Below are 13,885 nucleotides of genomic sequence, written 5' to 3' on the forward strand. Positions count from 1 at the left end.
CTTCGTAAAACTTATAAAGCGTTAATTGATTCGGTTAACAGTTGCGCGCCAAAGCGCTGCTGCAACGCTTGCAGCCCAACATCATCGGCAAGTTGCTGTTTAGCCCGTTGCAGCCGCAACTGATTAATACGTTGTTGAATTAAATAAGGCGTCGGTTGCGCTGGTTGCTGTGCGATAAGCTGTAACTCGCTATCGCCAATCAACTGTTGTAACTGCTGCCTGATTTGCTCTTCGTTCTGCGGTCCAATTAAACGCGCCTGATCGGGCGCGATGAGTAATTGATAAACATCACCGCTTTGCTGCAATTGCGAATGTATTAGTATCTGGCGTGTTAAACCTGCAATTTCAAGGTTATCTAACACCGCACTCCAACGATCGAGCTGAGCAGCACTGCGAATATCGATATCAATTTGCTCGGGTAACTGCGCTAATAAAGCGGGATCGGCTGCTTCGGTCATGGCTTGAGCTTGCTCGGCAATCGCTTCTGCCTGAGTCAGTTCCGAGTTACTAGCAGCTTGCTCAGCGTTGTCCGCGGGGAAATCGGCTGTCAGCGTGGAAGCTGGCGATGGCGTCGACGGCGGTGGCGTATTTAACGGTTTGTCTTTGTCAGCATTTTTTTTTTGCCGTAATTGACTCCGCGTTGCCAATAATTGGGCTAAATCATTTTCAACGCCATCGCTATGGGTTGAGTTAGCCGCCACCGGCTCGGTGGTGACTGCCGGTGTAGCACTGGCCGATATCGGCGCTTGCTGAGTCAACTGCTCAGCCTCTTGCTCAATCGCATACATTTGTTCAGCCAGCTCGTTCCCGGCGTCGTCGTCAGTCTCGGCGTCCGATTCGCGTTCTACGTCGACTTCTGACGATAATGCTGGTGCTGCATGCGTAGCTGCTGCTGTTGGCGTTGACGCCGTGGTCGAGGTGGCGCTGGTTGGTGTTGCGCTTAAGTGACTACTTAAGTCACTACTCAAGTTACGACTCAAGCCACTGGCTGGCGGCGTCGAGGTCTCGGCATCAGTTTGCTCGACACTTTGCTTACTGGCTTGTTCCACCTCGCCGTTATCCTGATAAGGGCGGAATGCCAATAAACGCAGCAAGGTCATTTCGACGCCACTACGCACGTCCAGAGCATGCGCAAGCTCGCGCCGCCCCTCTAAAATGATGCGATAGTAAACCTGCAATAAGGTATCGGGTAATTGTGTGGCTAATTGGCGACTATCATCGCTTAAATCAAACACGCTATTGGCCGCCGGCACCACTTGATATAGCGCTAACTGATGCACAAAACGTTGTAGTTCATCGAGTAAACCGGATAAATCAGGGGTAACCGCTGCAATACTATCCAGTTGCTGAAAAACATCGATACTATCACCGTTAATCAGCGCTCGTATCAGTTGCTGCAAATCGGTTTGCGGCACACTGCCTAACATCGCTTGCACCGCCGCTTCGCTAACCTGCTGGTCGCCTTGCGCTATAGCTTGGTCGGTTAAACTTAACGCATCACGCAGACTGCCTTTGGCAGCGCGCGCTAAGGCGGCAACAGCAACCTCAGCAAAGGGGATCGCTTCTTGCGCCAACACGTGCTGTACATGCTCGCCAATTTCAACCGGCGTCAACGCCTTTAAATTAAATTGCAAACAGCGTGACAATACGGTGATTGGTAGTTTTTGCGGATCGGTGGTAGCCAGCAAAAACTTAACGTGCTCGGGTGGTTCTTCTAAGGTTTTTAGCAGTGCATTAAAGCTGTGTCTTGATAGCATGTGCACTTCGTCGATCAAATAAACCTTATAGCGTCCGCGCGTCGGACGATATTGCACGTTATCCAATAGTTCACGGGTATCTTCGACTTTGGTGCGCGAGGCGGCATCGATTTCAAGCAAATCAACAAAACGTCCGGCATCGATCTCTTGGCAGGCAGAGCACTGACCACAAGGCGTTGCAGTAACGCCGGTTTCACAATTTAGGCTTTTTGCCAGAATACGAGCGATGGTAGTTTTGCCCACCCCACGAGTGCCGGTAAACAAGTAGGCATGATGCAAGCGCTGGTTAGTTAACGCCGACAACAACGGTTGTAACACGTGCTGTTGGCCTACCACTTGCTCGAATGTACGCGGCCGCCATTTGCGCGCCAGAACTTGATAACTCATGTCGCCCCTACCATGACAAAGTAACTGCCTTAAGGTACCTTAAAAGCGACACAGGGTATAGCTTGGTAGCCCAGCTTGTGCAAGTTTACTCACACCGGGTAGGTCGTTTAGGGTAATAATGAACGCCAGCTCTTGTAGTTGCGCGCCGCAATCTTGTACCAGTTGAGCCGCAGCTAAAGCGGTGCCTCCGGTGGCTAAGAGGTCATCAATAACGACCACCTTATCAGCTGTCGTTAGCGCGTCACGATGTACTTGTAACTCGTCGTCACCGTATTCTAACGCGTACTGACGGCTATAAGTTTGTCGTGGTAACTTTCCGGGTTTACGTAATGGCACAAAACCCGCACCAATACGATAGGCCAAAGCCGACGCAAAAATAAAGCCACGTGCCTCGATACCGCAGACCTGCGTGATGCCTTGTTCGCGATAACGCTGCGCCAACACATCGATGCAGGCAGCAAAAGCTTCGGCATGCGCCAACAGCGGCGTGATATCACGAAAAATAATGCCCGGCTTAGGATAGTCGTCAATACGGCCGATATTATCGGCAATGAGCGTCAATGCTTTATCCATATTCAAGCCGCTATCTGCTTAGCCCACTGCCGTAACACATCCAGCAACTGGACTTGTGCTAGCGGCTTAGCCAAGCACTGCACAGCACCGGCTTTTAACGCCAGCGGTTCGATATCGGTCAAGTTTTGCGTGGTCATCAGCAGCAACGGTTGTTGCTGATAAGTCGGCAAATCGCGCAGATTACGCAACAACGTGATACCGTCCATGAGTGGCATTTTATGGTCACTGAGCACGATATCAAAGTGCTGCTGTTTAGCTTTGCTAAAGCCATCCAAGCCGTCATTGGCGACCGTCACGTGAAAGCCACTATGCGCTAACATGTCTTGTAATTGCGCTTGAGTTCGCTGGTTATCTTCAACCAGTAACAACGATAAAGTCATTGCAACCTCATAAACTACCTAACGCTTAGGCAGTAAAAAATTTGATGAGTGTCAGTACTGCAGGCAATGATGCAATAAAGATAAAGCAAAGTACTGCCACACCTAAAAAGCCTACGCCGGCAGATTCTTTAAACGGTTCTTGTGAGTGATGAGCCATGCTGGATAACCTCTTGTCACAGCGGATGGTAGAAAGGCCACTGACGAAATAAATGGCGTTTGTCGCCTAGGGAATCAATGACCAATAAAACGGTCGCGATCATACTGGATCTCGCTAAGGGTTGAAAGCCTTTATCGGTGAGCGGGCTTTCAGGCACTGCTTATGACTACTCCAATAATAAAAAACCCCGTCATTTGACGAGGTTTTTAGGGGCATTTATCAACTATTAGCCAGCGCTTATAGCTTCACGCCCTTACGTTCTGCCGCAGCTCGGATATAACCGGCCCAGCTACGCGCGTTACGACGAGTGTTGTCGTAATCAGCAGCTTTATTGGCATAGTTCAATGCACGACGGAAATCGCCAGCATGATAAAATGCTTCGGCTAACGACATATAGACTGAACCGGGACGCTCGTAACCATTATCCAAAGATTTCATCAATGGATCAGCGGCAGCAACATACTGCTCGTTGAGTAATAAGATATTACCCTGCTTACGATAATACTCGGCTTTGTCTTCGCGATTATCGGCTAACTCGGCAGCTTTACCATACAGTTCAGCGGCTTCGTCAAACTCTTTCGCAATGTGATAGCTATTGGCTGCAGACGCATAGTTAGTTGCAGTTTTCTCGATATCGCCGTTCTTCAAGTGCTTTTCCATCACTTGACCCGCTTTATACGGAACATTGTTGTTCGCATAAAGTTGAACCAACATTTTATAGTGGTTCTCGGTATCCAAATAACCGGCTAGATAAGCAATTTCCATGGTTTGCAGAGCTTTGTCATACTGCTCGTTCAACATGTAAAATTGACCTAACTGAGGCCACCATTTGGTGTTACCCGGGATAGCATTGATACCTGCTTCTAATGTCTGAATCGCTTGCGGAAACATCTTACGTTCATAGTAAGAGGCCATTTTCATAATATAAGGATTCTGATTTGGCTCCTCATAATACTCAATGGCTAAATCCGCAGGTTCAATAACATCTGCATACTGCTCTAACTGATAGTAAGCATTAGCAATACGAGTAAAGATCTCTGGATCACGGTTACCCGTGAACATTAACCATTTACCGTAGTATTCTAACGCTTGCTGGTACTGCTCTGCTTGTAAGCTTAAATCAGCTAACAAGCGCAGCGCGGCACCATGATCAGTAAAGCTTAGTACGTCAGGAGCTACCGCTTTCTTTAAGCTTGCGATGGCTTCGTCAAAACGCTCGGCACCGGCGTACAAGTTACCTAAAAAACGAGAAACATAAGCTTCATCATAAGTCGCACTTGTCGAAATATCTTCAAGTTCGCTGATAGCTTCGTTAATTTTCTCTTCTTCGTATAACTCATAGGCGCCCATGATGGCACGCCCGACACGCTCGGATAGTGCTTTACCACCACGCGCTTGCTTTTTAGCTTCAACTTGTTCGGCAGATGGGATTTTACTGTAATCAATGGCTGCGTTGGCAATCACTGGCGTTAACGCCAGTGATGATGCCAGCACCATTGCAGACAGCAGTTTACTAAGATTCATACTCATACTTAGTTACTCCCCTGCAAGTTAAAGTCTAGCTGAACAGTTTGGCCAGTTTGACGTACGGCTTTACCGTCGACAACTTTAGGCTTGTACTTCCAGCGCAACAAGGCGCGACGAGCTTCACGGTCGAATACACGACGCGGCTCAGAGTCGATAATTTCGACGTCGGTGACACCGCCGGTTTCATCGATAGTAAAGCGCAAACGCACCCAACCCTCTGTACCGTCACGTGCCGCTTCTGGCGGATAGCGCGGTTCGATACGAACAATCGGTGTCGCATCACCATCACCACCTAATGCACCAGGACCGCTTAAGCCTGTATCAGCACCACCAACATCAACATCAAAACCCATGTTCATGTTCAGATTAGAGCTATCTGACGTATCAGGCTGCGAATCTGGCGTCTGTGGTGGCTGAGCCGGCGGCGGTGGCGGCGGCGGAGGTGTCCGTCGACGTTCCTGCACATCGGATTCAGGTGGCGACGTTACGATGTCAATGACAGGGCTTGGTGGCGGTGCCTCAGCACTTTTGTCACCGCCCCCAATCAAGTAAGCCATAAAGACAAACAACGCAAACGTAACGGCGGCACCTAGTAATAAAGATACTAGTAAGCGCACCATATTAGTTAGTCTCCGCGGCTATGGATATCTTATCGATACCCGCTTCCTTCACTTGATCCATCACTTCTACGACAACACCGTGTTCAGCTTTCTTGTCGGCCTGGATCACAACGATATCGGTAGGCTGTTCAGCCAGCATACGTTCGATGTTGGCAGCTACCCGCTCGACATCAACCATACGCTTGTCCATCCATACTTCGCCATTGGCGCGAACGGCGATAAAGATGTTAGCTGATGGCTCTTTAGTCGCTTGGTTCGCCTCAGGCTTATTCACCTGAATACCAGCTTCTTTTACGAATGACGTGGTTACGATGAAGAAAATCAACATGATGAAAACGATGTCCAGCATCGGCGTCATGTCAATTGCTGCTTCTTCGACATCACGAACTCTATTACGTGCCATAGTTTTACTCTCTTAATGATGTGGCAAACTATCGATTAGGGCTTCTTTTGCCCGGCGTACACGTGATTCAAGACGTGTCGCAAAAAACATGCCTGATAGCGCTGCAACCATACCCGCCATTGTCGGGATTGTTGCCATAGAAATGCCCGATGCCATCAAACGAGGGTTACCCGTACCTTGTACCGCCATAATTTCAAATACGGCGATCATACCGGTTACGGTTCCCAACAGTCCGACCAACGGACATAAGGCTACACATGTTTTAATCAATAGAATGCGCGCATTCAATTTATCATTAGCCTCAGAAACCCATGCATCACGGATTCTATGCGCATACCACGAGGTGGTATCTGCGCGGGCTTCCCAGCGCGCGATAATATCGCGCTTAATGCGGGGAAACTCGCGTAACAGAAACCAGTAGCGCTCAATCATCAAAATCCACATCAGAAAGAGCACGAACATGACGACATAAAGTACGTCACCACCGGTCGCTATAAAATCCCTGACAGACTCCCAAAGCTCCATCAGGTAGTACATAGGATTACTCCTTATTCTCCGCGTGAGCGGCCACGATACCTGCAGACTGTTCGTCTAGGATGCTAAGGATAGATTTGCTACGCGATGCCACAACACTGTGAACCAGAATCAGTGGGATAGCAGCAATCAGACCCATTGCAGTGGTTACCAACGCTAATGAAATTGAGCCAGCCATGATTTTCGGATCGCCAGTACCGTAAAGGGTAATTTGTTGGAAGGTTTCGATCATACCAACAACGGTACCTAACAGACCTAACAATGGCGCGATAGCAGCGAAAATCTTGATAACGTTAACGCCAGAGTCGACTTTCGGAATTTCGCGCATAATGGCTTCGTCAAGTTTCAGCTCAAGAGTTTCAGTGTCAACATTGCGGTTGTCCTGATAGACCTTCAAGATACGACCCAGTGGGTTACCTGATGAAGGCTTGTCTTTGTTCTTAAGCTGCGAACGAATTTTGCCGCCAGTCACGGTCAAAGTGATGAACTTGTAGATAGCAATCAAGATACCGATGACAAACAAGCCAGTAATTACGTAACCGACGGTGCCACCTGCTTGATAGTGCTCAGCTAAAGTCGCTTTTTGCGTTAACAAGCTCAAGATTTGGCCACGTGAAGGATCGACGTAGAAGCCCGCATAACCGCTATCGGTATTCTCGAACGTTTCCGCTTGCGAAGTGATGTAACCTTCTGGTTGACGACCCAACGGTTGAATTTGCTCAGACTTATCGTTGTAAGTCAGGTACTGACCGTTAGAAACCAAGTTGAAGACACCAACACGCAATACTTCACGCTCTTCAGAACCACCACCTAGCAGGGTTACGTCAGCGTTAAACTTAACCACTTTACCCGACTCGGTCATTTCGGTTAGCAGCGCAAACCACAGCTCTTCTAACTCTTCCAGAGTTGGCAGCTCTTTGGCTTCGGCGATGCTCGACAATACGTCTTCACGGTCAGGGTATTGAGCGCTGACGATTGAAGTCGCGATACGACCAACGGTTTCGTTAGCAGCACCACGGGCAACACCCACGATTTCACCTAACGTACCTTGTTGGTTAACCAATTCTTGTTCTTTATTGGCTAATTCAATTTCGTTTTCAGAGAAAGCTGTTTGTAGACGTTCGCCACGAGCTTTTTCGTCACTCAATTGCTTTTTAGCACGATTCAACAAGGCTTGCTTGTCAGCACGAGCAGCGGTGAATTCCGCTTCACGTTGCTTGTCGATTTGTGCGCTTGAGACACGATTTTGTTTAACCGCTTGCAACAACTCGTCCAAAGACTTGGCATCGTCCATACTTTGGGCTGACGCAGCGAAAGTCGTGCCGGCGGACAGGGTGACTGCTGCTGCGACCAGTACATTCTTCACTAGTTGTTTCATTCTGCATTCTCCGCTGCGAAGATTGGAAGTTTAACGACATCATATGCCGTTTGCTTACGCGACATACGAATAGCGGTAGTCAATGGACCCAAATATTCATCTTCTAAAGCGGTCCACTCGTCAGTTTCGTTGTTATAAATCCACGCATTACGTAAATCCAACGACTGAGCTAAGAATGCAACACGACCCAGGTGGAAGAAATCAACAGCGACTTCTTCACCGTTAACATCTAGGTTACCTTGGTAAGAAATCAGACCTGAACCGTAATCCAGTTCAGCTTGGTAAGCTTCGATGATCTGACGGAATTGCTCAGAGGTACTAACGCTTGAGTTACCCATGATGCTGCGCAGACGCTCGACACGTGCTAAACGCTGCTCTTTATGAATTGGAATGTCCAATTTCACAAAGTCTTCCAGTGAGTCAATCATGCGGTACATCAATGGCACGATACCTTGCTTAGTACGCTCAACGCCGTCGATTTGCTTCTGCAACGAAGCTAATTGACGCTCTTGGTCATCGACCAAGCTCTGTACGTGATCGTTGTAAACTTTCAGGTTCTCGTACTCCGCGACTACTGTACGATACTCACCCAGTAAGTCCTGGCTTTGCTCGAACAGTGAATCGATTTTCACTTGCGACTTAGCCGCAGCTTCAATGGTACGACTGTCTTCTTTTTGAAGAGTTGCCAGATCTTGAGCAGCTACTACACCGCTTCCGGCCATCGCCAACGCGCCAGCTAAGGCTGCAGCGATTTTAGTTCTATCGATTATTTTGGTCATAGTTCCCAACCAATTTGACTTAACTTCCATCTAACGTAAACAGTTACGCAGACACCAGTTACATTGAGTGACGAAACGAATCTCTATTAATAATTATTGCATTGATTGCCAATTTATAGGCAATAACCTAGCAATACTCCCACGATAGCCTAAACCTGTCAATAAAGGCCTAGCGCCCCTATTGCGGGTTTTAACAGCAACTTTTAAAGCACAAAATGGCGTTAAAAGGACTACTGCAGCATACCTGAGTCGCGATAACTCCATCGCTGCCTGAGCATAGTGACTTTGAGATGAAAAAAGTACGCGAACGTACAACGTCATCTCAGGGTAACTACGAGCAGGCACTGCCGCATCCTGATGACAGCTTTTGCATTGGCAGCGCATAAAAACGCTAAAAATGCATGTTCTTGCATACTATCACTTTTTAAAACGCGAACAACACTCGCCACCGCATTTCAACATTAATAATACAAAGTGAGCTTAGCGGTCTGATTATAGTAGAGTCAGACGTTGTTAAAATGTAAATTTATTGCCAATTTTCAGATTCCTACGGCGATATTTGAAGCAAAAAAAAGCCGCTTTATAAAAAAGCGGCTTTATGCATTTAAGCGTTAGCTTTAGAAGCTGATGTCATACTTCGCGTAGAAGAAACGACCACTGTTGCCATACAGGCTTTGGTCGTAGAACGGCCAGCCAAATGCAGTAGAAATTGGCGGGTTCTCATCAGTTAAGTTACGGATACCAACACGGATGTTTTGGTTGGCGTTGATGGTGTAACCATAATACACGTCTAACTGCGCGTATGAGTCGACTTCAAGGCCTTCGGCGTTATATGCACAGCTACCAACAGCGCGGCCACCGATGTAGTCGTTAGTCTCACCGACATATCGTACGTATGCACCGGCAGTGTGGTCACCTTTGCTCCAGTCAGCACTGAAGTTAACTTTCCATTCTGGCTCTGAGGTGCTACCGATATCGTCACACAGCGGTTGTGTGTTTGACGTCTGACGCATGTGCTCTAATTGGTGGTCAGCTTTTAAGCCCCACTTCATGTCGCCATACTGGCCCAGGCTTGATAGATAGTTCATGTCAATGGTCACACCTTTTGCAGACTCTTCATTCAAGTTCTGCAGGTTGGTCAAGACATAAGCCTCATCACCCACACCGGTCAAACGACCGTTAACACGGTTTACCAAATCTGGATATTGCTCTTCATTGTTGATGATTTCCTGAATGCTCAGTGAACCAACAATGTTTTCAACTTCTAATGACCAGTAGTCGATTGAGATGTCGAAGTTTTCGAATGGGCTCGCAATCAAACCAACGTTGTAGTTAGTTGACTCTTCTGGTTCTAGGTCTGCGTTACCACCGCTACGGCTATTTAGCTGTTGCTGAGGGCAGTCGGCCGCTGCAATACCATTGTTCTCACAGTAGGTGTAGTCGATAGCGTCGGTGACACCAAACGACTGACCTAAGAACAGATCGTGTAAATCAGGGGCTTTAAAGCCTGTACCGTATGACGCACGAACCATGTAGTTGTCGTTGATACGGTAAGTCGCACCTAACTGGTAAGTCGTTTTTGCTGCATCACCACCAGTCCAGTCGATATCATCACGACGTACCGCTGCTTTTGCTTCAAAACCTTCAAATAATGGCGCTGACAATTCTACGTAATAAGCCATGTTGTTACGTGCACCAGCACCGTTTGAACCAGCACCACCGATAACCTGACCATCTAAGGTTGCTGGATCAGAACGGTCGGTGAAGGCTTCGCGACGCCAATCGATACCACCCGCGACACCTAAGTAACCGCCTGGTAATTCGATATCGGTCATGCCGCCAATGGTGAAACCAGCGAAGCTTTGCTCTGACTCACCGGTACGGTGAACTGAAGCTTGTAAGCCTTGTAACACGGCTAATTCTTCGCGAGTTTCGAAGGTATTGTATTCAAATGGGTTGATGTCGCCCGCGGCGATAGCGTCAACGACTGAATCTTTTAACAACTGACCGCTAGCGCCAATTTGACGGTTAGTCAATTTAGTATGACCTACGTGGAAATCCCAGTCATAGTTAGCGCCGATGTAACCCGACATGCCAACGATGCCCGAGAAGGTCTCATTGATATTGTCTTTTTCACGATTCGGAAAGTCGATGTAACGACGACCCATCAAGAATGAGGCATCGCCGTTGGCAGCCGCATCTTGGTACAACGCATAATCGGCCGCAGAAAGGTTATTCTGCAAGAACTGATCAGCATATGGGCTAGCAGATACATCTAAGACACCTGGTGCTGGAGCGTTAGAGGTACGAGTGTACGCACGTGAGTAACGGAACTCACCATAAGCGCGTACGGTAGAGCTCAAGTCATGGTTGATGCTGGTGTAGATTGACTGACGGTCACTTGCCGGTTGAATCTGGTAGCGTGACGCGAAGTCGTACAAACAGTAACCATCGCTAACATTGCTTGGATCACATGATGGATCGGCAAAGCGAGTTTGCAACTCTTGGTTATTCGCCTCTGCGCTGATTTCGTAGAAACCTGGTAGGCCATAAGGAGAACGGCCGTCACCATTGGTTACACCCGGTAAGTATGCAGTGCTACCCAATTCACGATCGCTCGCGGCAACTGGCTTACGTTCAAAATAGTCAAACGCGAACAAAATACTAGTGTTGCCTGATTGTGCACCAGCGGTCAGCTGTGCAGAGATCTCATCACCGTCGTGCTCTTCCATGTTAGTTCCGTAACCAACATTTAAGTTAACGCCTTGATAATCTTTTTTAGTAATGATGTTGACAACACCGGCAACCGCATCAGAACCATAAATCGCTGAAGCACCGTCGGCTAAGTATTCAATGCGCTCAACCGCGGCCATTGGGATCTGGTTTAAGTCAACAAAGTCAGATGCAATCGCGTTGACTGGCAAACGACGGCCGTTTAACAAGACCAACGTATAAGATGAACCAAAGCCTTTCGCATCGACAGAACCTGAACCGGCTACTTGGCTCAGTGTTGCAGCTTCGGTGTTCCCGCCTGGACCTGAAGCAGTGGTATAACGTAAGAATTCAGAAACCGTGTTAACACCGGTATTAGCGATGTCTTGTGCATCGAACACAGATACCGGTGAAGAGGTTTCCAGATCGGCACGCTTGATGCGTGAACCGGTAACAGAAATTTTTTCGATTTGGCCAGCGCCATCTTCCTGTGCAAATGCGCCAGCAGAAGTTACCGCTGTTGCAGACGCACCAAACATCATGGCTAAGCGAACCGCTTTCGCCAATTTAGTATTGGTATTCATTGTGAGTTCTCCCTGGATCACGTAACGTGATAACTATTCGAATTACCGAGTCTTATGGGCTCGGTTCCGTTAACAAGACCTGGAACCCTTGTTAACAGTGATTCGATAGTAAGCAAAAATAAGCGGGGTAGCAACCACTGAAACCTTAACAAATAAACACAATCACTCGCTTTATTAACAAAATTGCAAAAAATAACGAACCAGCCTGTTGCAGCTGTTTACAAAACCTTTAGCAAACAAAAATAAAAACTTAAAAAGCAACAAGTTAACAATATAAAAACATATTGATATTTTTCACCCAAAAACAACATTCATGAAACATAATCTTAAATAATGAGCTTAATTCACTATGTTACAGGCAGATTTTCGGCAAGAACGGTTAAAAAAAATCGTTGAAGCGTTAAAAAAGCAAGCTCAACAAATTGATCAGCAGCTATCTGAACGTATCGAACATTGGTTTGATGTCCACCTATTTAGCTGCGACTCCAACAAAGCGTTAGATTATGTGCTAGAAGTCGAACGAAACCTAAATCGCTTGCCACAACTCAGCGGCAACGCACAGCATTATTTAGCACAACAGTTATCGCTGCAAATAGAAGCGCTAGTAGTCGCCTTACGCCCGGGAGTTATCGACAAAAAACAGACCGATAAACGCTTAACCACCGCTGCCACGCTGGCTAGTCAGCATCAACGGTTGGCGCAATACCATGAATATGAACGTCGTTTGCAGCAAAACTTATTAGACGCACAGCAACTGCCCTCCTCGCCGCAGCAAATACTGCACTGCCAACAACGATTAAATCGTTGCCAGCAAGCAATAATGCAACTAGAGGAACGTATTCGACAGCAAGAAGAAGGCGCCGAGGTTAATCGACGCTAACGTTGTTAAATCAGTTACTGTGTTTGATGACTAAAATAAAAACCTAAAGCGCGTTTGACTTGTTGCGGCAAAACTGGCATCGCCGATTTAGGTAGCAAATAGGTTGCCATCGAAAAGAAGTCTTTAAAAACACGATTAGATTCGGTTGTTTTGCGCAGGTAATCGTGCCCCGATGAACCACCAGTACCAATTTTTGAACCCAACATACGTTGCACCATCATGGCATGCTTATAACGCCAAATAGTGAGCTTTTCATCGACCTCAGCCAAACTCGTAATGACCTGAAACGGTAAATGAAAAACAGGCTCTTCGCGATACAACGAAATAAATAGTGCACTTAGCATGGCTGGTTGACTTAACTGCACAGCGCCGCTGTCGCGTAATTGCTGGTAACGTTGCTGATCGAAAAGCGCAGCAAAGTTCTCTCGAGTTTCGGCAATGCCTTTTAATTCTTGCTGTTGTTCAGCATCGGTTAAGGTGGCGTTGTTACGCACCGTTTCAGAATCGGCATCTAACATATCGTTAACCGCCTGCTGATAAAGCGACCAAAAGCTAAAATCTTGAAAACGCAAAAATGGCATACGCGCTAACCAATCATCAACACGATCGAACAAACTGGGTTGGGCTTCTAAGTTTTCTAAATAAGCACGGTCATGGTCGTTTAAGCGGTTATAAAATGACTGTTGGTCAAAGGCTATACGCCGTTGCCGATTTAAACCTAGCAAGATTTCTAACTCTTTAAACTGAATACTCTGAAAACCCGACGCTGGCACCAAGTAATCCCGAAATGCTAAAAACTCTTGCGGCGTCATGGTTTCGATAACTTGCACTTGTTGATTCATCAGTTCTTGAATAGTCAATACCCGACGTAAACGATGTCCAACTAATGCTAACGACTCATCGGCTAATTGCGGTTGCGCAAATAACCCATAAATAGAACGCAATTCATGTAGCACTTGTTTGAACCAGAGTTCATACACCTGATGCACGATAATAAACAAGGTTTCTTCGTGTGCTTCATCACCATAGCGCGGGCTATGTGGTTGTTGCGCGCCCAGTAGTTGTTCTAATTGTAAATAGTCGCCGTAATATACCGGCTCGACATTCTTCGCCATAATTGCTCTCCTCGCGGTTACCGCGATTACAGCAATTGCCGCCGCACAAGTAAAGTGAAGTTAGACTGGGTCAGTCAAGAATAGTGGGAATACTGCATT

Annotated in this window: 12 protein-coding genes; 1 reads left to right on the forward strand and 11 read right to left on the reverse strand. The window is 47.2% G+C overall.

From position 1 onward, the window contains the following. Positions 1-11: 11 nt before the first annotated feature. The 10 genes from dnaX to A10D4_RS09540 all read right to left on the reverse strand — a co-directional run bounded on the left by dnaX (position 12) and on the right by A10D4_RS09540 (position 11,791). A complete protein-coding gene (dnaX, locus tag A10D4_RS09495) occupies positions 12-2,144 on the reverse strand; it encodes a DNA polymerase III subunit gamma/tau (protein ID WP_008489206.1) in 2,133 nt (710 codons plus the stop codon). A gap of 39 nt (positions 2,145-2,183) precedes the next feature. Next, complete coding sequence (locus tag A10D4_RS09500; protein WP_040502826.1) at positions 2,184-2,717, reverse strand: adenine phosphoribosyltransferase; 534 nt, start codon at positions 2,715-2,717, stop codon at positions 2,184-2,186. A 2-nt stretch (positions 2,718-2,719) separates the two neighbouring features. Then, entirely contained in the window at positions 2,720-3,097 is a 378-nt protein-coding gene (locus tag A10D4_RS09505; protein ID WP_008489208.1) for a response regulator, read from the reverse strand. A 394-nt stretch (positions 3,098-3,491) separates the two neighbouring features. Further along, on the reverse strand, positions 3,492-4,784 hold the full coding sequence (locus A10D4_RS09510; RefSeq protein WP_008489209.1) for a tetratricopeptide repeat protein: 1,293 nt from the start codon (positions 4,782-4,784) through the stop codon (positions 3,492-3,494). A 2-nt stretch (positions 4,785-4,786) separates the two neighbouring features. Beyond that, positions 4,787-5,401, reverse strand: coding sequence for an energy transducer TonB (locus A10D4_RS09515; protein ID WP_008489210.1), 615 nt, complete (start codon positions 5,399-5,401; stop codon positions 4,787-4,789). Between the two features lies 1 nt (position 5,402). Next, on the reverse strand, positions 5,403-5,804 hold the full coding sequence (locus tag A10D4_RS09520; RefSeq protein ID WP_008489211.1) for an ExbD/TolR family protein: 402 nt from the start codon (positions 5,802-5,804) through the stop codon (positions 5,403-5,405). A 12-nt stretch (positions 5,805-5,816) separates the two neighbouring features. Then, complete coding sequence (locus A10D4_RS09525) at positions 5,817-6,341, reverse strand: MotA/TolQ/ExbB proton channel family protein (protein WP_008489213.1); 525 nt, start codon at positions 6,339-6,341, stop codon at positions 5,817-5,819. Positions 6,342-6,345: 4 nt separating this feature from the next. Further along, the gene (locus A10D4_RS09530) at positions 6,346-7,716 is read right to left on the reverse strand and encodes a MotA/TolQ/ExbB proton channel family protein (RefSeq protein ID WP_008489214.1); all 1,371 of its coding nucleotides are present in this window, start codon (positions 7,714-7,716) and stop codon (positions 6,346-6,348) included. Continuing rightward, positions 7,713-8,495: a DUF3450 domain-containing protein gene (locus A10D4_RS09535; RefSeq protein ID WP_008489215.1), complete on the reverse strand. Its 783-nt coding sequence runs from the start codon at positions 8,493-8,495 to the stop codon at positions 7,713-7,715. The genes A10D4_RS09530 and A10D4_RS09535 overlap by 4 nt, the downstream gene beginning before the upstream one ends. 617 nt (positions 8,496-9,112) lie before the next feature. Beyond that, a complete protein-coding gene (locus A10D4_RS09540) occupies positions 9,113-11,791 on the reverse strand; it encodes a TonB-dependent receptor plug domain-containing protein (RefSeq protein WP_008489216.1) in 2,679 nt (892 codons plus the stop codon). Positions 11,792-12,140: 349 nt separating this feature from the next. On the opposite strand from A10D4_RS09540, the gene priC reads away from it, so the two are divergent. Then, on the forward strand, positions 12,141-12,671 hold the full coding sequence (gene priC / locus A10D4_RS09545) for a primosomal replication protein PriC (protein ID WP_008489217.1): 531 nt from the start codon (positions 12,141-12,143) through the stop codon (positions 12,669-12,671). Between the two features lie 14 nt (positions 12,672-12,685). Here priC and A10D4_RS09550 read toward each other — a convergent pair whose 3' ends face one another. Beyond that, complete coding sequence (locus A10D4_RS09550) at positions 12,686-13,786, reverse strand: tryptophan 2,3-dioxygenase family protein (RefSeq protein ID WP_008489218.1); 1,101 nt, start codon at positions 13,784-13,786, stop codon at positions 12,686-12,688. Positions 13,787-13,885 lie beyond the last annotated feature (99 nt).

The organism is Idiomarina xiamenensis 10-D-4, from assembly GCF_000299895.1.
GTDB lineage: Bacteria > Pseudomonadota > Gammaproteobacteria > Enterobacterales > Alteromonadaceae > Idiomarina > Idiomarina xiamenensis.